The 21,618-nt window shown below is 65.9% G+C and carries 20 protein-coding genes and 2 pseudogenes; 11 read left to right on the top strand and 11 right to left on the bottom strand.

All coding sequences use genetic code 11. From position 1 onward, the window contains the following. Positions 1-68: 68 nt before the first annotated feature. Positions 69-665, top strand: coding sequence for a hypothetical protein (locus OIB37_RS12735; RefSeq protein WP_330457701.1), 597 nt, complete (start codon positions 69-71; stop codon positions 663-665). On the opposite strand, the gene OIB37_RS12730 is transcribed toward OIB37_RS12735, so the two are convergent. The 3 genes from OIB37_RS12730 to OIB37_RS12720 form a co-directional block, all read right to left on the bottom strand. Next, complete coding sequence (locus tag OIB37_RS12730; protein WP_330457700.1) at positions 662-1,615, bottom strand: IS481 family transposase; 954 nt, start codon at positions 1,613-1,615, stop codon at positions 662-664. The genes OIB37_RS12735 and OIB37_RS12730 overlap by 4 nt on opposite strands. A 158-nt stretch (positions 1,616-1,773) precedes the next feature. Next, the gene (locus tag OIB37_RS12725; protein WP_330457699.1) at positions 1,774-2,766 is read right to left on the bottom strand and encodes an IS630 family transposase; all 993 of its coding nucleotides are present in this window, start codon (positions 2,764-2,766) and stop codon (positions 1,774-1,776) included. Positions 2,767-2,893: 127 nt separating this feature from the next. After that, positions 2,894-3,706, bottom strand: a complete 813-nt coding sequence (locus OIB37_RS12720) for an NAD(P)H-binding protein (protein WP_330457698.1) — start codon at positions 3,704-3,706, stop codon at positions 2,894-2,896. Positions 3,707-3,791: 85 nt separating this feature from the next. Here OIB37_RS12720 and OIB37_RS12715 point away from each other — a divergent pair, with 85 nt between their 5' ends. Beyond that, a complete protein-coding gene (locus OIB37_RS12715; protein WP_330457697.1) occupies positions 3,792-4,205 on the top strand; it encodes a winged helix-turn-helix transcriptional regulator in 414 nt (137 codons plus the stop codon). A gap of 94 nt (positions 4,206-4,299) precedes the next feature. Here the strand turns inward: OIB37_RS12715 and fabG are convergent, their stop codons facing one another. After that, on the bottom strand, positions 4,300-5,004 hold the full coding sequence (gene fabG, locus OIB37_RS12710) for a 3-oxoacyl-ACP reductase FabG (protein WP_330457696.1): 705 nt from the start codon (positions 5,002-5,004) through the stop codon (positions 4,300-4,302). A 322-nt stretch (positions 5,005-5,326) separates the two neighbouring features. Between fabG and OIB37_RS12705 the strand changes: the two genes are divergently transcribed. Beyond that, positions 5,327-6,142 carry an MmyB family transcriptional regulator gene (locus OIB37_RS12705; protein ID WP_330457695.1) on the top strand — a complete coding sequence of 272 codons (816 nt, stop codon included), beginning with the start codon at positions 5,327-5,329 and terminating at the stop codon, positions 6,140-6,142. Positions 6,143-6,310: 168 nt separating this feature from the next. Here the strand turns inward: OIB37_RS12705 and OIB37_RS12700 are convergent, their stop codons facing one another. Both OIB37_RS12700 and OIB37_RS36295 read right to left on the bottom strand, forming a co-directional pair. After that, complete coding sequence (locus OIB37_RS12700) at positions 6,311-6,850, bottom strand: Eco29kI family restriction endonuclease (protein WP_330457694.1); 540 nt, start codon at positions 6,848-6,850, stop codon at positions 6,311-6,313. 189 nt (positions 6,851-7,039) lie between these two features. Then, positions 7,040-7,231 (bottom strand): annotated as a pseudogene (locus OIB37_RS36295) (helix-turn-helix domain-containing protein); the annotation flags it as partial. A 112-nt stretch (positions 7,232-7,343) separates the two neighbouring features. On the opposite strand from OIB37_RS36295, the gene OIB37_RS12695 reads away from it, so the two are divergent. Next, positions 7,344-7,547, top strand: coding sequence for a hypothetical protein (locus OIB37_RS12695; RefSeq protein ID WP_067167963.1), 204 nt, complete (start codon positions 7,344-7,346; stop codon positions 7,545-7,547). Between the two features lie 194 nt (positions 7,548-7,741). Here OIB37_RS12695 and OIB37_RS12690 read toward each other — a convergent pair whose 3' ends face one another. Beyond that, the gene (locus OIB37_RS12690; RefSeq protein ID WP_330457693.1) at positions 7,742-8,416 is read right to left on the bottom strand and encodes a hypothetical protein; all 675 of its coding nucleotides are present in this window, start codon (positions 8,414-8,416) and stop codon (positions 7,742-7,744) included. 881 nt (positions 8,417-9,297) lie between these two features. On the opposite strand from OIB37_RS12690, the gene OIB37_RS12685 reads away from it, so the two are divergent. After that, complete coding sequence (locus OIB37_RS12685) at positions 9,298-10,092, top strand: endonuclease domain-containing protein (protein ID WP_330457692.1); 795 nt, start codon at positions 9,298-9,300, stop codon at positions 10,090-10,092. Positions 10,093-10,835: 743 nt separating this feature from the next. Continuing rightward, on the top strand, positions 10,836-11,462 hold the full coding sequence (locus OIB37_RS12675) for a hypothetical protein (protein WP_330457690.1): 627 nt from the start codon (positions 10,836-10,838) through the stop codon (positions 11,460-11,462). Between the two features lie 434 nt (positions 11,463-11,896). On the opposite strand, the gene OIB37_RS12670 is transcribed toward OIB37_RS12675, so the two are convergent. Further along, the gene (locus OIB37_RS12670) at positions 11,897-12,094 is read right to left on the bottom strand and encodes a hypothetical protein (RefSeq protein ID WP_330457689.1); all 198 of its coding nucleotides are present in this window, start codon (positions 12,092-12,094) and stop codon (positions 11,897-11,899) included. A 301-nt stretch (positions 12,095-12,395) separates the two neighbouring features. Here OIB37_RS12670 and OIB37_RS12665 point away from each other — a divergent pair, with 301 nt between their 5' ends. The 5 genes and pseudogenes from OIB37_RS12665 (at position 12,396) to OIB37_RS12645 (ending at position 17,467) form a co-directional block, all read left to right on the top strand. Next, on the top strand, positions 12,396-14,747 hold the full coding sequence (locus OIB37_RS12665) for a tetratricopeptide repeat protein (protein ID WP_330457688.1): 2,352 nt from the start codon (positions 12,396-12,398) through the stop codon (positions 14,745-14,747). Positions 14,748-14,860: 113 nt separating this feature from the next. Then, a pseudogene (locus OIB37_RS12660) lies at positions 14,861-15,608 on the top strand (transposase family protein). A gap of 220 nt (positions 15,609-15,828) precedes the next feature. Continuing rightward, positions 15,829-16,230, top strand: a complete 402-nt coding sequence (locus tag OIB37_RS12655) for a hypothetical protein (protein ID WP_330457687.1) — start codon at positions 15,829-15,831, stop codon at positions 16,228-16,230. Between the two features lie 98 nt (positions 16,231-16,328). Further along, on the top strand, positions 16,329-16,853 hold the full coding sequence (locus tag OIB37_RS12650; protein WP_330457686.1) for a hypothetical protein: 525 nt from the start codon (positions 16,329-16,331) through the stop codon (positions 16,851-16,853). A gap of 14 nt (positions 16,854-16,867) precedes the next feature. Next, complete coding sequence (locus tag OIB37_RS12645; RefSeq protein WP_330457685.1) at positions 16,868-17,467, top strand: hypothetical protein; 600 nt, start codon at positions 16,868-16,870, stop codon at positions 17,465-17,467. 381 nt (positions 17,468-17,848) lie between these two features. Here the strand turns inward: OIB37_RS12645 and OIB37_RS12640 are convergent, their stop codons facing one another. The 3 genes from OIB37_RS12640 to OIB37_RS12630 all read right to left on the bottom strand — a co-directional run bounded on the left by OIB37_RS12640 (position 17,849) and on the right by OIB37_RS12630 (position 21,607). After that, a complete protein-coding gene (locus OIB37_RS12640) occupies positions 17,849-19,213 on the bottom strand; it encodes a hypothetical protein (RefSeq protein ID WP_330457684.1) in 1,365 nt (454 codons plus the stop codon). Positions 19,214-19,523: 310 nt separating this feature from the next. Further along, positions 19,524-20,555, bottom strand: a complete 1,032-nt coding sequence (locus OIB37_RS12635) for a dihydrouridine synthase (protein ID WP_330457683.1) — start codon at positions 20,553-20,555, stop codon at positions 19,524-19,526. Between the two features lie 146 nt (positions 20,556-20,701). After that, the gene (locus OIB37_RS12630; RefSeq protein ID WP_330457682.1) at positions 20,702-21,607 is read right to left on the bottom strand and encodes a hypothetical protein; all 906 of its coding nucleotides are present in this window, start codon (positions 21,605-21,607) and stop codon (positions 20,702-20,704) included. Positions 21,608-21,618: the final 11 nt, after the last annotated feature.

Below are 21,618 nucleotides of genomic sequence, written 5' to 3'. Positions count from 1 at the left end.
AGGGACGCTAACACCGTAGCGCCCTTCCCCGCACGATCCCCGCACCGACGTTCCGTAGGATCCCTCGTATGGCTGGGATCAGGACCTACAGACGGAAGTCCGGGGACGTCTCCTACACGGTGACGTGGCGAGCTGGCGGCACTCGAACGGGGCGCAGCGAGCAGGAGACTTTCGACGACGAGGACAAGGCGAAACGTTTCCGCGACCTCGTCAACGGTCACGGACAGCAATGGCCGCCGGGCTGGGTCAAGGGCAGAGGGTTCGTCGAGTCAGAAGAGTCAGATGTGCCGGACTCGCTCATGTTCCCGGTCTACGCCCACAGTTACATAGGGCTGCTGACGGATATATCCGACCAGACTCGGGCCAACTACGGCAAATTCGTCGATAGGCACATGCAGCCGTGGTTCGGCGAGCACTCCATCTCCGACCTCGGAAACAAGATCACCCGAGACCACGTCAGTCAGTGGATCCTTGACCTCCAGCACGGTCGGCCCGGCCCCCTGCATCCCGCGGGCACTGTGCGGCGCCCCTATGCCGCCAAGACCATCGCTAACCTGCACGGGCTCCTGTTCAGCATCCTCCAGTCGGCAGTCAACGCCGAGCCCTCGCTCCGAGACTCGAACCCTTGCGCACACACCCGTCTCCCCAAGGGCAACGACACCTAGTTGTATTGCCCTGTGAGGTTGGGGACGCGGCTGGCGGGTGGTTTGCCTGCGAGCGCGGTGTGTCCGCGGTGGTGATTGTAGGAGTGCAGCCAGCGGGGGAACGCGTCGCGTCGTTCCTGTTCTGAGTGGTAGGGCTTTGCGTAGGCCCATTCGTCGAGCAGGGTGCGGTTGAGTCGTTCGACCTTGCCGTTGGTCTGTGGCCGGTAGGGCCGGGTTCGCTTGTGGGTGATCCCGGCCGCCGTCAGGGTTTCGCGCCAGAGGTAGGACTTGTAGCAGGCTCCGTTGTCGGTCAGGACCCGTTCGACGGTGATCCCGACGCCGGTGAAGTAGGCGTGTGCGCGTGTCCAGAAGGCGGTGGCGGTCTCTTTCTTCTCGTCCGTGTGGATCTCGCTGTAGGCGAGGCGGGAGTGGTCGTCGACGGCGGTGTGGATGTAGCTGTAGCCGGCTCCGGAGCGGGTTTTGCGGCCTGCCTGGCGGCCCAGGGCCTTGTGGCCGCCGCCGTCGGGGATGTTGCCGAGCTTCTTGATGTCCACGTGCACGAGTTCGCCGGGCCGGTCGCGTTCGTAGCGGCGTATGACCCGGCCGGTGGCTCGGTCGAGGTGGCTGAGCCGGGCCAGGCCGAAGCGGACCAGGATGCGGTGCACGGTGGAGGGCACCAGGCCCAGCAGGTGCGCGATGCGGGCAGGTCCCCACCGCCGTGTGAGGCGGACCTTGATGATCCGGCGTTCGGCCCGCGTCGGCGTGCGTCGAGGGCTGTGGTGGGGGCGGCTGGAACGGTCGCTCATCCCCGCCTCGCCGAGTTGGCGGTATCGCCCGGCCCACCGCTGGGCTGTGGTCGGCGAGACCTGGAACCGCTCCGCCGCCCGGCGCAGAGGCCATCCGTCATCAACCACGCAGCGGGCCAGCCGCAGACGTCCGGTCTCGGTCAGAGGTGCATTACGGTGGGGCATGAGGGCCTTTCGGGCTGGTGTAGACGTCGCAATCCACACCGAACCCGGAAGGCCCTCACTCGTTCAAGATCCCCAGACGGTGACCACTGTCACCGCACCCAACCTCCGTGGACAGAACACCTAGTGCTGCCCCGCAGAAGTTCGTAGAGGGGTGCCGATCACGCTGTCTTGAGTGGGGTGCCGTCATAGGTCCAGCGGTACGGCTTCGCGGTCTTGTTGTGCTGGATGACGTAGGCGTCCAGCTTGTCGATGAGGTGGTCTCGGCTGCGGAAGTCGCCGTTGCGCAGGACCCGACGTGTCAGGGAGGAGAAGAACAGCTCGATCTGGTTCAGCCAGGAAGCGTGCGGGGGTGTCCAGTGGACGTGCCAGCGCGGGTGGGCGGCCAGCCATGTCTTTGTGTGCTTTGCCGTGTGCGAGGAGCCGTTGTCGAGGACGATGTGGATGTCTTTGGCGGGGTCGATGACCGTATCGACCTGTTCGAGGAAGGCGGTGAAGGTGGCCGCGTTGTTGCGCGTGATGGTCTCGGTGAGGACTTCACCGCTTCGTACATCCAGTGCTGCAACGAGGGAGGCGGTGCCGTGTCGGCGGTATTCGAACTCCTGCCGGGCCATTCGTCCGGGCCGGGGCGCCTGCCCAGGGTGGCGTCGGGATCGTGCGGCGATTGCGGTCTTCTCGTCGATGGAAAGCACCACCGCGCCCTCGGGTGGGTTGAGGTACAGGTTGCAGACGTCGGTGGCCCGTTGCCAGAAGTCCGGAGTGTCCCGGCGGGTGAGCCAGCCCCGCACCCGGTGCGGTTTCAGATCCAGGTCCGCCAGGATGCGGCCGACCTGGGACGGTGAGATCTCGGCGAAGGCCGTGCCCGCGACCTGCGCGGCGATCCTGCGATGCGACCAGGTTGACTCCGGGTACGGGGGCGCGCTGGTGGCGGCGGCCACGACGGCGACGCGCACCTGTGGTCCGTAGAGGCGGGGCCGGCCGGAGCGTTGCGCGTCGGCCAGAGCGGCTACGCCGTCGGCGGCGAACCGGCCCCGCCACTTGCGCACCGTGTTGACGCTGATCTTCAGCTCGCGTGCGATCGCGGCGTTGGTCAGCCCGTCGGCCGCTGCGAGAACGATCTTCGCCCGCAGTACCTGCCTCACCTGTGCGGTCACGGAGGTTGCCAGCCGCCGCAGGCGCGTACGCCCTGGCGCGGCGAGGTTCACCACAACCGCCGTTGAAATCGACGTAGTTGGATGAGGCATGGCCGTTTCCTGGCGGCGCGGGCTGGTGGCTGGGGGGCTATGCGAGGGCTGTTGCGAGCACAGAGTGGGGTGCGCGGCCCAACAGTTGACGCAGGTCACCGCCGGTGCGGGACATGAACCCGGCCGCGATGGCGGAGTAGGTACCCACCAGCATCGGCACCTGGAAGGGCTCGGCGCCGGAAGCGGCAATACGGGTGCGGGCCTGGGTAAGAGTCTCCGGCTCGTAGGTCACGTGCGGGCCGTGCGCGCGGGCCAGCTCGCCGCCGCCGATGGCCTGCTCGCCGACGAGTTCGTAGATGCGCCCCGCATGAGCGGGTGCGTCCACCGTCACACGTGCCGCGGCGTCGGCCAGGTCCGCTCGGGCCACGGCGGCCAGTTGGCCCTCTCCGAGCGGGGCTGTGATCCGCCCGTCGGCCGACGGGGCCGCGAGCCAGCCCAGCAACTCTGCATACAGGCCATTGCGCAGGATCGTCCAGTCCATGCCGCTCTCCTGCAGGCGACGCTCGGTCCAGCGGTGCGGCAGGGCGTAGGGGAGGTGATCGCCGTCGGCGGTCAGGCTCGTATAGACGACATGCCTCACGCCGGCCTTCTCTGCGGCGGCGATGGCGGCGCCGTGCCGGGCTATGACGGTGTCGTCCTCGCCGTAGCCCGCGGAGATCAGCAACAGCACATCCACACCTTCGAAGCCTCCGGCAAGGGTGCCGGGCTCGTCGAAGTCGATGCGGCGGACCGGCAGCGGGGCCTTGAGCTGCTGAGGGTCGCGCGTTCCAAGGACGGTGTCGTCGCGGTCGGCCAGCCGTTCGGAGATCAGTGTGCCCAGGGCGCCGGTGGCGCCAGTAATCAGGATCATCAGGGTCTTCCCGTTCCGGTAGGTTCTCTTCGGTAACCGGGATCATCCTGCGGTTTTGTGCCGGGGAACGTAAGGAGGCACTTCCATGTCAGTGGGGCACACCGGGGTAACCACCGTCCCCGTCGTCAGCTGCGGCGACGAGCACGAGGATTGCGGGATCCGCGACGTGCTCGACCGGATCGGCGACAAATGGTCGGTCCTGGTCGTCGTTGAACTGGCCCAGGGCGTCCGCCGTTTTCGGCAACTACAGCGCGCCATCCCCGGTATCTCGCAGCGGATGCTGACGCTCACCGTGCGGCGGCTGGAACGCGACGGCCTGGTCACCCGGACTGTGCATCCCACGGTGCCCCCGCAGGTCGAGTATGAGCTCACGACGATGGGCCACAGCCTCACGTATCTGGTCAAAGCCCTCACGGACTGGTCGGCTCAACACCGCGACGCCATCGCGCAAGCGCGCCAGGAATGGGATGCCGAACACCCCGACTCTGGAATCCGGTGAACAAACGGGCTCCAGCACCTTGCCGATTACGACGGGGTGAGCTTGCTCAACCCCCTCAACGAACTTCTGCGAGGCAGCACTAGTGCGCGCCTAGTCAGTGCCCCATGGAGACGCCACCGTCGACCGGGATGACGGCGCCGGTGATGTATGCCGCATCGGGGCTCGCCAAGAAGGTGACCGCGTGGGCGATCTCGCGCGGTTCGCCCGCGCGAGCGAGCGGAACCTGGTCGACGATGGCCTGCATCCGCTCCTCGGGAAGGGCGGCCGTCATGTCGGTCACCGTAAGGCCCGGGGCGACGATGTTCACGGTCACGTTTCGCGGGGCCAGTTCCTTGGCGAGTGACCGCCCAAACCCGACGAGGCCCGCCTTGGACGCGGCGTAGTTGGTCTGACCGGCTTCGCCCGCCAGGGCGACCGCCGACGAAATCAGAATGATGCGCCCCCGGCGAGCCCTCATCATGCCGCGAGTGGCGCGCTTTGCCACCCGGAAGGCGCCCTTGAGGTTGGTGTCGAGTACCGCGTCGAAGTCCTCTTCGGGCATCCGCATCAGGAGACCGTCTCGCGTGATGCCGGCGTTGGCCACGAGGACCTCGACGGGTCCGTGGGCTTCTTCCACTTCGGCGAAGGCCCTGTCGACGTCTGCTGTGTCGGTGACGTCACAGCGCACGCCGAGCACCCCCTCCGGCGGCTGGCCGCTGCGATAGGTAACGGCTACGCGATCACCCTGGGCGGCGAGCGCCTGAGCGATGGCGAGACCGATTCCCCGGTTTCCTCCGGTGATCAGGACGGACCGTGCCATGACTGAGTTACCTCCGTGAGTGCGTATGAGTTAGATGTACGAATGATCCACAACTGACTGATCAGTTCGACTTCAACATCATGCGCACGTATTGTCGTCACCCGCAGTGGCGACAGCAGTGGTGGCGACAGTTGAAGGCGTCAACCATCTGCTCCTCGGGGTCGTCTGCGAGTGTCCGCCATTGACGCCTGGCACTCATTCAGAAGTTGGTTTGACCTGCGCGTTTTGCAGGAGAATGACTCGCGTCACCTTTTGTGCTTGTGCATACGCCTTCACTGTCTGTGAGTTCAAGAGGGTTGAGCGCGAGTGAGGGGTCGTGTGCGTGTGTGAGGAGCCTCTCTCTTCGGAGAAGGACCGGCTCGACGAGTTGGGTAACCTGCTCGCCTTCTGGCGTCAGCGGCTTGACCCGCGTCGGATTCTCGGTGTTGATACAGGCCGGCGACGCCTGAAGCCTGGCCTGACTCAAGCCGAAGTTGCCATGCTGACTGGCGTCAGCCTGACGTGGTACAGGGCATTGGAGAAGGGGAGGAATGCCGACTTCTCTCCGGAATTTCTGCAGCGCGTGGCGTTGACGCTGCGCCTGTCCGAGAGTGAACGAGTCATGCTCTTCCAGCTCTCCCTGGGGTACTCCCCGCCGCCCTTCGGTCTATCCGCGGATGTCGCTGTGGACGAGGACATGCAGAAGCTGCTGAACGGGATGTTGCCTCACCCGGCCTACCTCTCGAACATCAGCTGGGACATCATTGCTCACAATGAGCCTCAAGAGGAGTGGTTCCCGTGGATGCCATACGAGCCGAATCTCATGCGATGGGCATTTCTCTACCCTGAAGCGCGCGAGCAGTTGGTCAATTGGAAGGAAGACTGGGCGCGTCCATTCCTTGCCCAAATTCGCGTCGCCTCAGGCCGTCATCCAGATGACGAAGGCCTGCGCCGTTTGAAGGACGACATCCTGGCTGGCAACCAGGATGCACGGGAACTCTGGGCCGACAAGGAAGCGATCATCCATCCAGACGGGCATGTGCGCCGGCTCCGTCTCCCTGCGCATCGTGATCAGCAGGTGAGCGTCAAGATTCACGCCTTGGCGCCGCTTCGTAACCTGGACCTTCGGTTCATCGTCCTCATGCGGACCGACATCTAGCGAGTGCGTGTTCCCCGCGATCAGGGTCGGTGTCTGATCGCGGGGAAGGCCGGGGGCGCGGCTCCGAACAAGAGCCTTCCGCCTGGTGGCACCGTCTCCTGCGGTGCGATGGGGCTCCGGCGTCGCGCGGGACAGCCAGGACGCCGGCTGAGTTCTGATATAGGGACGTCAGTCATCTGCCATGCGAGCGAAGTGCTGCTGCACCGCCCGTTGCAGCTCGGCGCGGCTCAACCTGGCGTCCCTCTGGTGTTCGGCCTGCGGCCTCCCCGGATGCAGTTCATCCCAGAGCGTTCGAGGCGCCGTCGCCCGAGCACTCCCCGGCATGTGGGCCCCGAAGCCTTCGGCGACGACGTTCCAGACCGGTCGGTGATCACCGATCATGAGCCCCTCAGGGCCGATCGTCCAGATTTCGTCTACTGGGAGATACCGCACCAGGAAGTCCTGGACATCAAGGTCGTGGACGTACTCGAGCGATCGCTGATGGGTGCGCAGCCGGCGATTCATGGAACCCCGGACGACCGCCCCGCTACGAGACCTCCCACCCGGCACGGACTTGCCGACATAGATCGGAACCGCGCAAGCCGGTGAGGACACCGGGTGATAGAGCGAGTGCGACCCCACGTAGTACAGGGCGTACAGACCTTCAATCGGCGCCGCGGGGAACGAGGCGAGCGGGACGGGTGGAGCACTTTCCAGCGCCCACTGCACTGAACGTTCCAGATTCTCACGTCGTAGCGGGTCGAACCGGCCTGAAGTGTCGGCGGCAACATACACCTCAGAGCTGGGTTCTCGGGCGAACTGCCGGCTCCGGTCCTCTGCTCGCGGCCCGGGGGGCGGAGTCCGCCGATCCTCCTTGGCCTGCCTGAGCAGGTCAAGCAGCGGAGTTGAGTCTGCGCCGAGAGCCCGGCAGATCCTAACGACCGTGTCCGCAGATGGGACTTTCCGGCCCTTACGGGCATTCAGTGCGTTGCTGATCACTGTCCGCCCCAAAGAATCGCACCTAGCGACGAGCTGATTGACGTTCCAGCCGCTCATCGCACGCAAGTCAGTTAGGCGCTGACCCAGTTCAGCCAGCGGGTCGCTCGTCACGCACCCTCCCCCGATCTCCTTGTTCACCTCTGTTCACCATTGTGCATGGTGAACAAGGAGTGTCGATCACAGGTGGAAGGTGGGGCCGGACAACTACGGAGGAGGGCTGCAGGTGTCATACGAGTACGTCGTCATCTGGGTGTTGAGCGGGGTGGTAGCCGTGGAAACGGCCGTGATCTGCGGAGGGATCACGGGCGTGCTGCACCACCTCGGCGGCAACCCTCTTCCGGCTGTCCTGCTGAAGGCTGGCACGGCGTTCGGAGCCTGTCTCACATTGAGCGCCGCGATGGCAGGGCTCGTGATCAGCAAGGGTTAATGGTCCCGGCAAGGCCAGGCAGGGCCCTTCCAGATCTCGCTGGACGGGCCCTGCCTCACCGCACGCGTGCTACCGCTTCACCCTCAAGCGGAGGTGGGGCCACCCGATACGACAAGACCGCCACCATCTACCTCGCAGGACTCCACCTTGCCGCCATCTTGATCTGGTCGGCGCAGTGATCGGAGGTAAGCGCTCTAGTCGCCTCCGAGGCGCTCCAGGTCTGCTTCATCCTGCGAGATGCGGGACCTGAGCCCCGGTGTCTGAACGAGCACCGTCGCGCTCCAGCCGTGAATCCGCCGCTCGTACGCGACAGGGCTGTGCTCTGCCAAGATGACTTGGAAGGTCCAGGCTGTCGACTCGAACAGCTCCATAATTTTCAACTGCGGTCGGTGATGCATATATAGGAACGGTTGGTCCAGCACGAGAATTGTCGGCTCCATGCGTGCCTGCAATTCTGCAAATACTGCGAGTGCGTAGTACCACGGGGCCCACCGGTCTTCGTCGCCTTTCCCTCCCCATGAACCTCTCCGGTGATCAATCCATACGTAGTCACCGTCCACGGCGACATCGGCTATAGCATCCGGAAGTAAAGCGGGCATGTTGTCGATCACTGTCCGTACAGTCCAGGGATCGATGCCAAGAAATTCAGCTATCCCAGACACGGTGGTCCCGCCTGAACGGAAGTCCTCCCGACGAGAGATGTCCTCGCTAAATGTAAGTACCCTGTACGGGCGAGGAGGTAGGGGGGCTCTCTTTCCATCGACCTGATAGTCAAGTATTTCGCCCTGGACTCTCACCTCTGCCTTACGGAGTGCTGGATCGAACCAGGTAATGGAGCATGAGAGGTCTGCTGGATACGGGCTGCCCATCAATAAATGTGGCGAAGTCAGCGATCTCAGCATATAGAGAAGACGCGTCTTGCCCGAATCGTTCATCCCGAACAGAAGGTTCAGTTTTGAAAGTTGAATCACTCCTGGTGGTAGGACGTAATGGCTGACGACCTCAAGGGACTGAACCCAGCCAAATGGCTGCGTTTGTCCAGCTTGGTCAAGGCGGATCCGGTGCTCGTGCAGGTCCTTCCAACTGCGGAGGAGTGACGCCGAATAACGGTTTCCTGCGTTCGCGTCGATCAGGCGCCCGCATGTTGCGCACATCCAGATTCCGTTGGATATGTCGGACCGCTCTTGCATAGACAGGCCGCCGGTTCCACGGGGCCCTCCCGGCGCAGCGGCGAAAATGTGGGAAGCCGTTCCTGTATCTGAGATGCCATCGTGGCCGGCCCCGGGTCCGATTGTCAGCGCCCCGCACTGAGGGTTCGAACAGCGGAAGGCCGCCCGTTGCGCGAGCAGCCGTCGTGTCCGCTCGGTGAAGTCGGCTCGCACATGACTCCTTGTGCTTCTTGCTGGTGACACCGAGGTCCCCCGTCTGCGCACCTCTGTCATTGAGTAACTGTACGAACGCGGACTGACACTGCCGTCCGCAGTGCCATCTGTCCCGCTCGCTCCGACACCGCAAGGCCCCGCCAGTGGGCCGGAGGGCCGACTCGGCGATCAACAGCCCAGAGTCGACCAAGCGCGACTTGCGAGTGCAGGGCGAGGTTGAGCGATTCGCATCAAAGGTGGAATGAGGGCACGGTGCAGCAGGTGAGGGGCGGGGAGTCCGCGGAGTATCGGAACCAACCGGTGCTGCCCCCAAAGTGGCACCCCTGGCCAGCTCCTCCTTGTCAGTGCTGTCCGGCACGATGTGTCTCATGGCAACCCTGGACGATCTGCCGCCCTACCGTCGGGCGAAGCTGCTGTGGGACAACGCGCATTTCGGCGTCTGGGGAGTGGACCAGATGGTGAGGGAGGCTGCGGGGACGCCGTGCCGCCTGACCAGCGCGCCGGTGCCGGATTCACCGAGAATGGCTGTCCTCGGCGACGACGGCCGCTACCACCTGATGAGCGGCGACCAAATGCACTGCTCGAAGAAGCTGTTGGTCGAGCAAGGCTGGGAGCACCGGCAGGACTGCTCCTGGTGGTCCACGAGCGCGGGAGCAGTACAGGCCGGCGATTACGAGCAGTACCGCTGCCTCGACCAGCGGTGGTTCGTGAACCTAGTGGGCGAGGAGGGCGTCCCCCTCGATTCGGTACCGGCCGGGCTTCGTTGCCAGGGGCACGGGTACGGCGGCCCCTACGAGAGCTTCCACTACTGGCCGCCGCCCCCGGCCCGGACCCGGGAGGTCCGGAGGCTGCGTACCGCGCTGGTTGAGGCGCTGGGCGCCGACTGCCACCTGTGCCACGCGCTGCCCGGCGCGATGGTCGACCACGACTATGCGACCGGCCTGGTCAGGGGCTTGCTGTGCAGATTCTGCAACCGGGTCGTCGAGGAGTGCCCGCACGTCGACGGCTGCCCGAAGGCCGACTATATGGACTCGCCGCCGGCTGCCCACCTGGAGCTTCCCTACCCGTCGTATCTTGCGTGGACGCCGAAGGCGTCGACGAGGGCGACCAAAGTGAATCTGCTCGGGTTCGATCCGCTGGCCGAGTGGCGGTCGCTGCGCTGAAGGTGCGCGGGTCAGAACAGCAGCATTGTGCCGCCTGGGGTGGCAGCAGGCTCGGCCGTCTTCACTGGGACCGGCCCTCGGTGTGATGCGGCGAGTGGTTCGGCGGCAGCGCTGAGCGCGTCCTTGGTCCGCGGCAGCGCGATGTCGTGTTATTTCGGCAGCCGCCACTCGTGTGCCGGCCCTCCAGCCCACTCGACCCACTCCGGATCATCCACCACCCTGTCAGGGTCGGTGACACCGGCAGCTTCGAGGAAAACGATCAAGTCATGATCTGAAAACGCGGTCCCAAGCGGCTCGTCATGCCCATGCGTACGCGCGGTCACGCGTCGTCCACCAGTGGACGACGGCCCGTGTACCACTATCGGGGCGCGCTTCTTACTCACCCCTTCAGATTGCTCCAGAGCGCGCTCCTGAGCCATTCGGCGACGACGTCCGTCGGTCTGGGGTAGACCGAGGACTCGCCAGACCTATCTCGGCGGGGCGGGTGCGCGTGGTCTGCAACAGGGCGCAGGGCGACCGTAACGAGGGGGGAAGCTGCTCGTTGAAGTCGGCGGACCGCACAGCGGCGACGGTCCCGGCTTCGCTCCTTCGGCCCGTGAACGGGAGCGGTGAAGCCCGAAGGTGCTCCGCATCCTCGCTGTACGGCAAGGTTCGATCCGTTCACGCATCGGATCACGGGGTCGGTGCTGAGAGAGCGATCAGTGACCAAGCGCCATGCACGACAGAGGGAAGTGCGACGCCGCATGAAGGAGACAGGCGAGAGCTACCAGGCGGCTCTACGAGGCCTTCGTGACGAGCGAACGAGCGGCGAGAGCGGCGCCAACAGGCCGCCGCTCCCGAACGCCAATCGCCGCGAGGACTACATTGATGCTGTTTGGGATGCCGATCTGCCTCAGATGTCCAAAGTGGTCCTCTTCGAGTTGGCGGCTCGCCTGGACCTGACGGTGGACGACTGGAGCGAAGACAGCCATCAGGTGCGCTTCGAGGACGAGGAGCTGGCGCGGTGCGTCGGGCTTGATGAGGAGGCGGCGAACCTGTCCCGCGACTTGGCGGCCGAGGCGGGCTGGTTGGTGGAGGTCGAGTGCGGTGTGGTCGAGCTCCGGCAGCCGCACGAGGACTGGGACCTCTACCTCGGAATGTTGAAAAACGTGAAGGACGCTGTTGCGGATCGTGCCGTGTACCGCAGTCGGCTGGCTGCCTTCGAAGCCGACACCAAGCGTTTGAGGACGGCACCGATGATGACGATCCGTGCGCTCCGAGAAGGAATGATGATGGTTCTGGGGCACACCTATGTCCCCAGGTGTGTGGGCGGCAGGTTCGCTCGTAACTCGGCGGGCTTGGGGTCGGGCAAAGAGAGCCGCGGGTTGTGAGGCGCGTTGGCGAGGGCTGCTGTCCTGCGAGGCAGTGGCCCTGCGCCGATCGCGTCTCGGTGACCGCTGGAAGGTGTCATGCTGCTTCGATTCCCGGCTCTGTGGCCGGACGGTAATGCTGGCACGTCGAGAGACTCGACTCAATCAAGGCGCATTGCGCTTCGTCCGATCTGATCGGGTGCCCACGGGATGGTCCGATCGACCTCGCTGTGGTCAGCGTCCTCGCCCACTAGGCCCCGCGCCTGCGGGCATAGTCCGGACATTGACCAGGCGACCTTCTCGGCCGGTGTGTCGCCCCGCCCCTGCGGGGGACCCTCACTCCGACGCCGGGACGAACACCCGGATCAGGTGGGAACCGGTACACCACTTCCCCTGGACGCAACCCACCGAAGGTTCAACGCACGCCGTAGAGATCAGCACCGAGGCCGGTGCAGTCAGGCGAAAAGGGCGGCAAAGGCAGCGGCGATGGTGGCGGCGAGGGCAATGACGGCGGCAAAGGTGACGGCGGCACGGGTAAGGGCGGTTGGGTAGGTGGCGCCGTCGAGGCGGGCGAGTTTGCCCGCGCCGGCGGCGGCGAGCGAGGCGACGATGACGACAAGGGCGGTGGCGAGGAGGAGCACGGCGACGTTCACGACTGACTTCCTTCTGGGAGGTGGGCTGATGACGTGAACGACCGTCCTGGAATCGGTGTCCGCCGTGGTTCGCCGGGACGAAGATGAACGCCGGCGAACACACCACCTCGGGGGAGCAGTGCACGACAAGCAGACCGCCCATACGCCGGACTCGGCCCTGACCGAGCTGCGCACAAGGCTGGGGAACGGGCTGGCCCGGGCAGGGTCGAACAAGACCCTGCTTGCCAGACGCGCAGACCTGGGGCGCACGACTGTGTCCGCAGCGTTCCAGACCGACGCCCAATCGCCCTCGGAGGCGACCGTGGGGGCCCTTGCCCAGGCGCTTGGGCTGCCGGTGGAGGAGCTGCTGGCGTTGCAGCGGATCGCAGCCGGCGCAGGTGTGGCCGGGGAGAGTTTGGAGGGGCCGGGGCGGCCGGTCGGGCAGTGGGATCCGCACGCGCTGGAGGTCCATCCCGCCAGTACCGCCCCCGCGGGGGCCGACCTGATGGAGGCACGGGTGCTGCCTGGGTATGTGGAGCGGGAGCACGACCAGGTCTTGGCTCAGGTGGTGCGGACGGCCGGGCAGGGGCGCAGTGGGCTGGTGGTCTTGGTCGGTGAGTCGTCGACGGGCAAGACACGGGCCTGCTGGGAGGCCGTGCAGGCGTTGGGTGGATTGGGGTGGCGATTGTGGCATCCGTTCGACCCGACCCGGGCCGAGGCCGCGTTGGAGGAACTACATCGGGTCGGCCCGCGGACGGTGGTGTGGCTGAACGAGGCCCAGCACTACCTAGGCGACGGCAGGGTCGGTGAGCGGATCGCGGCGGCTCTCCACTCGCTGCTCGTCGATCCGGACCGTGGGCCGGTGCTCGTGCTGGGCACCCTCTGGCCCGAATACGCCGAGGAGTACACGGTGCTGCCCCTGCCGGGCGCAACGGATCCGCACAGCAGGGTGCGGGAGCTGCTCGCCGGCCGCATCCTGCGCCTACCCGATGCCTTCGATGCCCCTGCCCTCGCGGCGGCCAAGGCCTTGGCCGAGAACGGCGACCAGCTGCTGGCCGACGCTCTCACCCGCGTCGGTACCGACGGGCGGCTAGCACAGGACCTGGGCGGAGGCCCCGCACTCGTGGAGCGCTTCCGCACCGGCCCCCCGACCGTCCGTGCCCTGCTGGAAGCGGCGATGGACGCCCGTCGGCTCGGAGTAGGCCTGCACCTGCCGCAGGCCTTCCTCACCAACGCCGTCTCCGACTACCTCCACGACACCGACTACGACCAGCTCACCGACGACTGGGCGGAACAGGCATACGCCTACCTCGCCAAACAGGTCCATGGCAAACAAGCCCCCCTGCGCCGGATCAACCCCCGACCACAACGACGACCAGGCCCCCTCACACCTGACAGCACCCCCTCACCGCAGCCGGCAGGGCCGGTGTTCCGGCTCGCCGACTACCTCGAACAACACGGCCGAACCACCCGCCGCCACGTCTGCCCACCCGCCTCCTTCTGGCACGCCGCCCACACCTACCTCACTAACCACAACGATCTGGATGACCTCGCCACGTCAGCCGAAAGACGCCACCGCCTCCAATGGGCTCACCACCTTCGCCAACATGCCGCCCACCTCGGCAACACGGACGCCCTGCGCCGCCTGGCCGAGCTGCGGGAGAAAGCCGGGGACTGGGACGGCGCCGAGTCTCTGGCTCGGCAGGCCGCCGACCTGGGCGATACCGACGTCTTCTGCCGCCTGGCCAGGCTGAGGGAGGAATCGGGGGACCGGGACGGCGCCGGGATTCTGTACCAGCAAGCCGCCGACCTCGGCGACAGTTTCGCCTTGTTCCGCCTGGCCGAGCTGCGGGAGAAGGTGGGGGACGAGGACGGCGCCGGGATTCTGTACCAGCAAGCCGCCGACCTCGGCGACACCAGAGCCTTGGCCCGCTTGGCCGTGCTGCGGCAGAAGGTCGGGGACCGGGATGGCGCCGAGTCCCTGGCTCGGCAGGCCGCCGACCTTGGCGACACCAGAGCCTTGTTCCGCCTGGCCGAGCTGCGGGAGAAGGTGGGGGACGAGGACGGCGCCGAGATTCTGTACCAGCAAACCGCCGACCTCGGCGACACCGATGCCGTGGCCCGCCTGGTCGAGCTGTGGGAGGAGGTCGGGGACCGGGATGGCGCCGAGTCCCTGGCTCGGCAGGCCGCTGGCCACGGCGACACCAGCGCCCTAATCCGCCTGGGCGACCTGTGGGAGGCGGCCGGGGACTGGGAAGGCGCTGCCATCCTGTACCGGCAGGCGGCCGATCACGGCGACAGCGTCGGCCTGCTGGGCCTGGCCGAGCTGCGGGAGAAGAGCGGGGACCGGGACGGCGCCGAGTCCTTGGCCCGGCAGGCCACCGACCTCGGCAACCAGGACACCCTGGTTCGCCTGGCCGAGCTGCGGCAGGAGCTTGGGGACCGGGACGGCGCCGCAGGGCGGTATCGACAGGCAGCCGACCATGGCGACATCAGAGCCCTGCTGCGTCTGGCCCAGTTGCGGGAGGAGGACGGCGACTGGCACAGCGCCGAGGTCCTGTACCGACAGTTCGCCGACCACGGCGGCTCCCTTTTGGCGCGGCTCTCACCCCTGACGAGGTTGTGGCCGTATGGGCTGGATCCGGACGGCCGGCCGACACCTCGATGGCAGTGAGCTTCTTCGAGGCGGCCACCGATCAGGTGACGGTCCACGAGCCGCAACGAGCGAGCCCCCTGGGCTGTTGATCGAGATGTCTGACGTCTCAATCACGCTGCTCGGGGGCCTCGTTGGTCGTCTATCCTGCCGCACTCGACCTGCCCCATGCGCTCGTGGAGTGGGTCACCATGCTCATCGTCACCCGCGAGGGCGACCGGCCTGCAAGCTCCGTCCGTCCCAGCGCGCGATGGTGGCACTGGTGTACCTGCGCGAGCACATCACCCTGGCGAAGATCGCTGCAAGGTTCGGGATCAGCGAGTCCACCGCCCACGCCTACACCAGCGCGGTCATCCATCTGCTTGCCGAACGAGCGCCGGGTCTGCTGAAGGTCCTGCGCGAGGCCGACCTCGACTTCGTCCTGCTGGACGGCACCGTCGCCGAATGCGACCGGGTCGGCGACGGACGGACCGACTACTCCCACAAGCACCGCCGGCACGGCGTGAACGTACAGGTGGTCACCGATCCAGATGGCCGGCTGCTGAGGCTCTCACCCACGCTGCCGGGCCGAACTCACGACCTGACCGCCGCCCGCACCCACCGGATCATCCGCATCTGCGAGCGCCAGGGCGTCCCCATCCTGGCTGACCTCGCCTACCAGGGCGGCGGCCCCTGGCTGACCACGGGCATCAAACGCAGGCCCCTGCAGGAACTCACCCCCACGGAGAAGACCCTCAACCGGGCCCTGGCCGCGGCACGGGCCCGGTCGAACGAGGGGTCGCCCGCCTGAAGTCCTGGCACATCTTCCGCAGATCCCGATGCAGTCCAAACCGCATGACGTCAATCGCCAAAGCCGTCCTCACCCTGGAGCGGCAACGCTGAAAACGCTCAGTGAACCGACGGGGACTCGCGAACGTCGAGGCTAGCGGAATGAGCCATTGCCGCAACCGACAGTCTCGGTTGCGAAACCCCATAATTACACACAGTTTCACCCTTTTCCTCTAGCGTCAGAGGGGGTGCGGGCATCGAATGATTCCTTCCACTTTTTGATGGCCAGAACGGCACTACCGCACAGAATCTTCACAGGCATACGGTCTGCCTCGTGAGTGATCCCGTATCGCGGAACCGTCGACACCATTGGGAACCTCTGGCGATCGTCCTGCTCGTCGAGGTGGGCGCATTCTTGTTCGCCGTAGGCTGGCTGACTGGAGTCCTGATGCTATGGACATCGAGTCAATGGCGCACGCGCGACAAGATCGTCGGAACCCTCCTCCTTCCAGGCGGCTTCGCACCCGCCGCCGTGTTCACCTTCTGGGCTAAGGAGTGCACCACTGCTGTTACCGCCGGCGGAATTGCCGAGGAGCGGTGCGGGCACATTTCGGCCACCCCCTGGGTGGACATGATCACTCTCGCCATGCTGTGGCTGGCCCCTCTGGTCTCCACGGCATGGCTCATCCGTCACCACCAAGCACAATCTCCCGAAACACAGCCGCAGCGCGTCTGATCGCCGCCAGGCCAGTTAGCACTTGAACGGCGGGCAGGATACTCGCATGCCGTCACTGATTCTACGCAAAGCTGTGGCATAGAAAAGAAAGGAGAGTTGTGGGATACCGTTTAAGACTCACGCGGATCAGATCCGCGTGGCTTCTGACGTTCGGCGCCGCTCTTAGCGCAGTGATAATGGCGGCGGCGCCCGCCTCCGCCCACTACGTGTATCAGGGCGGGTGGACGTACCGCACCGACTACGACTGCACGGCGAACCGTTCGGAAATAAGCCATGGGCGCTATGGCGAGGGATACAGCCGGTCCGATGTTGCGGCCTGGGAGAAGAGCCTCATCGCGCAGTGCACGTTCCCCAGCTATCGTCCCGGCGGGTACATAGCCACGAGAGTCCACCTCTACAAGTGGAACAGCTCTAAGGGGAAATGGACGCACTGCTACACGTCCGACTGGTACTACAACACGAAGAACCGGCACAAGATCGACCTTCGAGTCACGTACAAGAATGGCGGCAAAGGCTACTGCGGTAAGGGCTACTACGGGACCCTTGCAGAGGGCTATGTGAACAACGGCGGTTGGCACGGCGGAGCCATCTGGTCCGGCTACCACTACCTGCCGATTCCGTGACGGAGGGGCGATCCATGAAACGAACGAGAGCGTTCTTTGTCGGCGGCCTGACCGCCATCACTCTCATCGCGGGGACAGCGGTGGCAATCGCCACAACGGCAGACGGAGAAGAGCCTCCCCCGGACGCGCCACCGTCGTGGGTCCTGTCGGACGGCACCATCGACCCCTCGGCCATACCTCAAGAGGCCCCGGAGGTTCTCTCCGATGGTCGACCGAACGACAATGCGGTGCTGGGACCTCAAATACCCAGCGAACCCCTTTCCACCTCGGGGACGAATCCGCCGGACGTTGTCTCCTCTGACCCTGACCCGGCGGACGATGACGAGGAGGGAACCGAACTCCTCGAATGGGAAACACCCGAATCCACGTGCGGTTGGGCAACGCAGACCCCTGCCGGCGGTAAACTCGTGGTCGACGTGTGTTCCCGCACTTCACAACGAGCAGTCAACGGGAATCTCCAGGACACGGTGGCAACAGACGGCAAATGCATCACTGCGGCCATCAGCATCGGAACCTACTCTCGATCCTGGAAGGCGTGCGACGGCACGACAGTCAAGCTGGACACGGGATACCGCGACGGCACTGCCGTGAGCTATAGGTTCTCGGTGGCCTGATCCCCGCCCAACGTAAGTGCCCGTAAGCGCGGCTGGTCATCCGTGGGGCACTGACGTGACGGGCCGGGGCACCCCTGGCCCGGCCCGTCACAGAACACAGGGCCACGAGCTGTCGGCGCTCGATACCCCGTTAGCCTCGCGCTTTCACGAGGTGGGTTGCCCGATGCTCGATCGAATAAGCGGAGAGCCGGCCGGCAGGCTCCCGTTACTCAAGGGTGTCATCGGTCGTGGGTGACAGTAGACATTGGGCATAGGGCTGAGACCATCGCGACGAGCGGCCGGCGGTGCGCTCGCGTAGGCCGGGCAGACGTCTCTGCGTCGCTTCCCCGGCGTGCGCCGGCCTCACATCGGCCGTGAGGTAATCGCCGCACGAATCCTGCCTTAGCTGTGCGCCCCGCGAACGGCGCTACTGGCAGAATGCAGGCGGTCTGGCGTTGACGCGTTGTCGACGCGGTTAGGGACGGCTTCGGGCTGGGACAGATGCTCGATCCAGGTTTGTGCCTTGCGATATTCGCTGGGCGGCAGCTTGTCTCCCGCGGTATCCAGCGCTGTAGCGAGGTCCCGTCCCATCTGCTGCATTTCGGCATAGCTGAGGGGCACACGCTGGGTGAGCCGGTCGAGGGTGTTTCTCGCCCGACGGACCGCCGCACGACGGGCCTGCCGCTCATTACGAGGCCCCTTCTTCTCCGGGCCATGGTGTGGTTTCTCAGCGGGAGCTGCGGCGGGTGCGGGGATGAGGGGAGTCGGCCTCTTGGGGTGGGGACGGGCTGCAGATTCGGGTGCCGGAACGCCTACCTCGCGGCGTAGGCGCAACAGCACGTCGGACGCCTGCTGAATCAATTCGTTCTCGTCGGCGGTGACTCCCTGCCGCGTGGCGGCATCCAGTCGGTCCAGGCAGCGCTGCAGGGGGGTCACGCTTGCGCGGTCAGCTAGAGCCTTACGCAGTGCTTCCGCTAGTTCGGTACGGTCTGCGGGATTGTCCGACACGGGGGTGACCGGTCGGGCCGCGGTGGTGGTCTTCGCGGTGAAGTCGTGTGTGGGCACATCGATCGGCATGGTGCGGCTGAGCCGGCGCCGAATCGCCCTGACCGCAGGCGTGGACAGACCTTCAGGAGTCAGCTGCACGTTATCTGCGGTGAAGTCGTACCAGTCCTGTGAGCCGTCGCTGCCATGCGTGCCGATCTGTACCTTGCGGTGCGCCCCGTCAGGCACACAGCGCACCCGATGCACGTAGCCCTGTTCGCGCAGAAGGCGTGCATCAGGCGTGACGTCCGGACCGAACACCGTGCCACCGTCGAACTCACCAGGGGAGGGCAGCGCGGAGTCGTCCAAGATGAAGTGCAGGGGTTCGTGGCCTGTCGGCTCTGCGGTGACCTGTGCACCCACCCTCATCTCGCCGGGCACGTCCCGCAGAATACGAGTGTGTCCGCTGAGATTGTGACGGGCCATCCAGTCAGCCAAGGCGGCCTTGACATAGAGGTGGTCGGCGCTGCCCGATCCAGACGCCCTCGAATCTGTTCTGCGGCATGGGGAGTCAGGAGATTCCGGGTCTGGCACATGCGCGAAGTGGCAGACCTTTTCGGTGTAGAGCCTCGTCGTCAGCCGTCCTCCACAACCGCCCAACCACACCCCGCACCAGAAAGTGCGCCCTGGGTGAGCCTGGCGAAACAGCTCCAGGTCGACTGCCTCGATGGGAAGTTCGACCGGCTCCTCGGAGTCAGCGTTGTCGAGCACCGCTGTCTGCACACGGCGTGAATCCCTGATCATCATGCCTCCGGTTCAGAACCGTCCTAGCCTTAAGGAGCGAGGATAAAGGCGCCCACTGACAAGCGGCCCTGGCCAGCCCACTGTGGAGCCCTCCGAGCCAGGGCAATAGCGTCGGAGCCACTCAGCCCCCCACGCGTGCAGGATGCCGGTTGTATCCGTGATTGTGGATAGTTCCGCAACGATGAGATCCCCCAGCAGTTGGCAGGCCGCGTGGTCACGGAGCGTCCGGAGCGCGATGTGTGTCACGGCCCCGGACACCTGGCGGGTCGGGAGCCGCAGCTTGCACTGGTCAGATGATTGCTGGGTGTGCTGTTTCGGCAGGGGTGTTGAGGGCGCGGTGGTGGCGTCGGGTGACGGTGGTGGTGCCGATGAGGAGACCGTCAGGGGTGAAGTGCGGTGGGGCAAGATGGCTTTCGAGAGCAGGCAGATAGTTCCAGCGCACTGAGGGATGGGCGGAGTGTGCGTAGTGGTGCAGGTCGCCGTACGGGAGCCACGTGCCAGCGGCAACCATGGCCAGTGCGCCGCTGTCTGGGTACAAGCGCAGACACCGGCCCGCTTCGATCTGTGCGGGGGTACCGGTGCGGTGCTCGGGGTCGAACCAGGTGTGTTCGACCAGCAGGGACATCCAGGCGAGCTGCGGATACAGCAGCAGTCGCGGGATGAGGAAGCCGCCCAGGAGGACGGGCCAACCGCCGACCAGGTACGCGGCTGCGGGCAGGGCGACAACGGCGGTGGTGCGATGCCAGACTCCTGGGCCGCGCAGGTGCATGCCGATGCCGGTGGCCGTGGCGAGGATGCCACGCGGTGTGAGCGGGTGGATCAGCGCGGCTGTATAGGTGAGGCCGCTGGTGCCGGGGTGCAGCCCGGCCTGGCGAAGTTCGGTGAGGTTGGGATCGCTGGCCAGGGTGGCGTTGGGGTGGTGGTCACGCACATGCCGGCGACGGCGTGCCAGGACTGGCCCCAGCCCGAGGGGGTGGTGGGCGAAGGTCTCGGCGAGCAGTTGGTTGGCGGGGGCGGTGCGGGCGAGGACGCCGTGCACGGCGAAGTGACTGATCTCTTGGAGATGGCGGAAGTGCACGGCGACCGCGACCGCTGAGAGGGCCGTGAGAGGGGTGCTGTGAGCAGCGAGGAGCCACCAGCCGGTGATCTGCACCCACTGTCCGATCAGCAGCAGGAGCGGGGTGAGGTTGTTGGCTTGGGTGCGTTGGAGGGCTATGAGGTGGGCGGCGTCGGCGGCGTGAGGTCGCCGACGAGCGAAGCGCCAGCGGTCGACTTGGCGCAGTGCGACGCCGGCGGTGATGACGGCTAAGGCGAGCAGCATGGCGTTTCCGTACGGACGGCAGAGGGGCGGGCTAATCCCGTGCATGGTCGTCACGCAAGGTACATCTAGTCAACTAGACCGGGAAGGTCTGTATACGCCTGTGGCCTCCGCCTCAAGAGAGGCGGAGGCCACAGAGGTACGAGTTTCTACAGTGCGTCGATGGTTCGGGCGGCGCGCTGTTCGTCCCAGGTGCCGGCGTCCAGCAGGGGGCGGACGATGGCTTCGTAGGCCTGGAGGGTGCGGGGGGCGGAGTCGGCGCCGTTGCCCCATACGTTGTTGAAGCGGTTGTGCCAGCGGTCGATGCCCTTGAAGTACACCGAGCTGCGGCCGCGGGTGTAGTCGGCGTCGCCCTGCTCCTCTTCGACCAGGACGGCGCCGTGGGCGAAGACGACGTAGTCGACGGCTTCGTCGGCGCGCAGCTGGTCGCGGACGGCGAGGCCGCAGGTGACGCCGATGTCGCGGTGGCGGTCGATGAGTTTCAGCAGTGCCTGGGCGAAGTCCTGCTTGAGCAGGTCGTGGCGGTAGACGATGAAGAGGCGGTTGATGGTGCCGCCGTTTTCGGTGAAGCGGCGGTTGGCTGCGAAGTATTCGCGGCGCTGGGTCAGCAGGTGGGGGTTGGTGGTCAGGTCGGCGGCGAGGATCCGCTGGGGTTCGGAGGCCGCGTCGGTGAGTGTGGTGACCAGCAGGGCAGAGAGGCGGGGGACTTCGCTGGCGTAGACGCGCAGGTGTCCGTCTGCGATGTCGCCGTAGTCGGAGATGAGTTCGCGCTCCAGTTGGGCACGGACCAGGTCGTAGTACCGGGCGTCGTCCATGCCCTTGAGGTTATTGGCTCGGCGCAGGTGGATGTAGGCCCGGCGCGTCCACAGATGGCCGGCGGCCAGGACCAGGATGAGCACGGCCTGAACGAGGAGGAGCACTTTGAGGTTGACACGCTCGACAGCCCAGCCGATCACCGGCGTGACGAGACCGGCGATCCCGATGAGCGTGCCCAGCACCGGCGAGCCAAGTGCGTCCGTGATCCTCGTCAGCGGGTCGCGGCGCTTCTCCGGCATTCAAGTCCTCC

It is taken from the genome of Streptomyces sp. NBC_00820 (assembly GCF_036347055.1).
GTDB lineage: Bacteria > Actinomycetota > Actinomycetes > Streptomycetales > Streptomycetaceae > Streptomyces.
This window is presented reverse-complemented; position numbering and strand designations above follow the sequence as displayed.

Coding starts and splice junctions, on each gene's coding strand:
- OIB37_RS12635 (WP_330457683.1), bottom strand. CDS start 20,555: ATGCTGCTCGCCTTAGCCGTCATCACCGCCGGCGTCGCACTGCGCCAA.
- OIB37_RS12675 (WP_330457690.1), top strand. CDS start 10,836: ATGAAGGAGACAGGCGAGAGCTACCAGGCGGCTCTACGAGGCCTTCGT.
- fabG (WP_330457696.1), bottom strand. CDS start 5,004: ATGGCACGGTCCGTCCTGATCACCGGAGGAAACCGGGGAATCGGTCTC.
- OIB37_RS12685 (WP_330457692.1), top strand. CDS start 9,298: ATGGCAACCCTGGACGATCTGCCGCCCTACCGTCGGGCGAAGCTGCTG.
- OIB37_RS12730 (WP_330457700.1), bottom strand. CDS start 1,615: ATGCCCCACCGTAATGCACCTCTGACCGAGACCGGACGTCTGCGGCTG.
- OIB37_RS12720 (WP_330457698.1), bottom strand. CDS start 3,706: ATGATCCTGATTACTGGCGCCACCGGCGCCCTGGGCACACTGATCTCC.
- OIB37_RS12690 (WP_330457693.1), bottom strand. CDS start 8,416: ATGGGCAGCCCGTATCCAGCAGACCTCTCATGCTCCATTACCTGGTTC.
- OIB37_RS12715 (WP_330457697.1), top strand. CDS start 3,792: ATGTCAGTGGGGCACACCGGGGTAACCACCGTCCCCGTCGTCAGCTGC.
- OIB37_RS12645 (WP_330457685.1), top strand. CDS start 16,868: ATGAAACGAACGAGAGCGTTCTTTGTCGGCGGCCTGACCGCCATCACT.
- OIB37_RS12630 (WP_330457682.1), bottom strand. CDS start 21,607: ATGCCGGAGAAGCGCCGCGACCCGCTGACGAGGATCACGGACGCACTT.
- OIB37_RS12735 (WP_330457701.1), top strand. CDS start 69: ATGGCTGGGATCAGGACCTACAGACGGAAGTCCGGGGACGTCTCCTAC.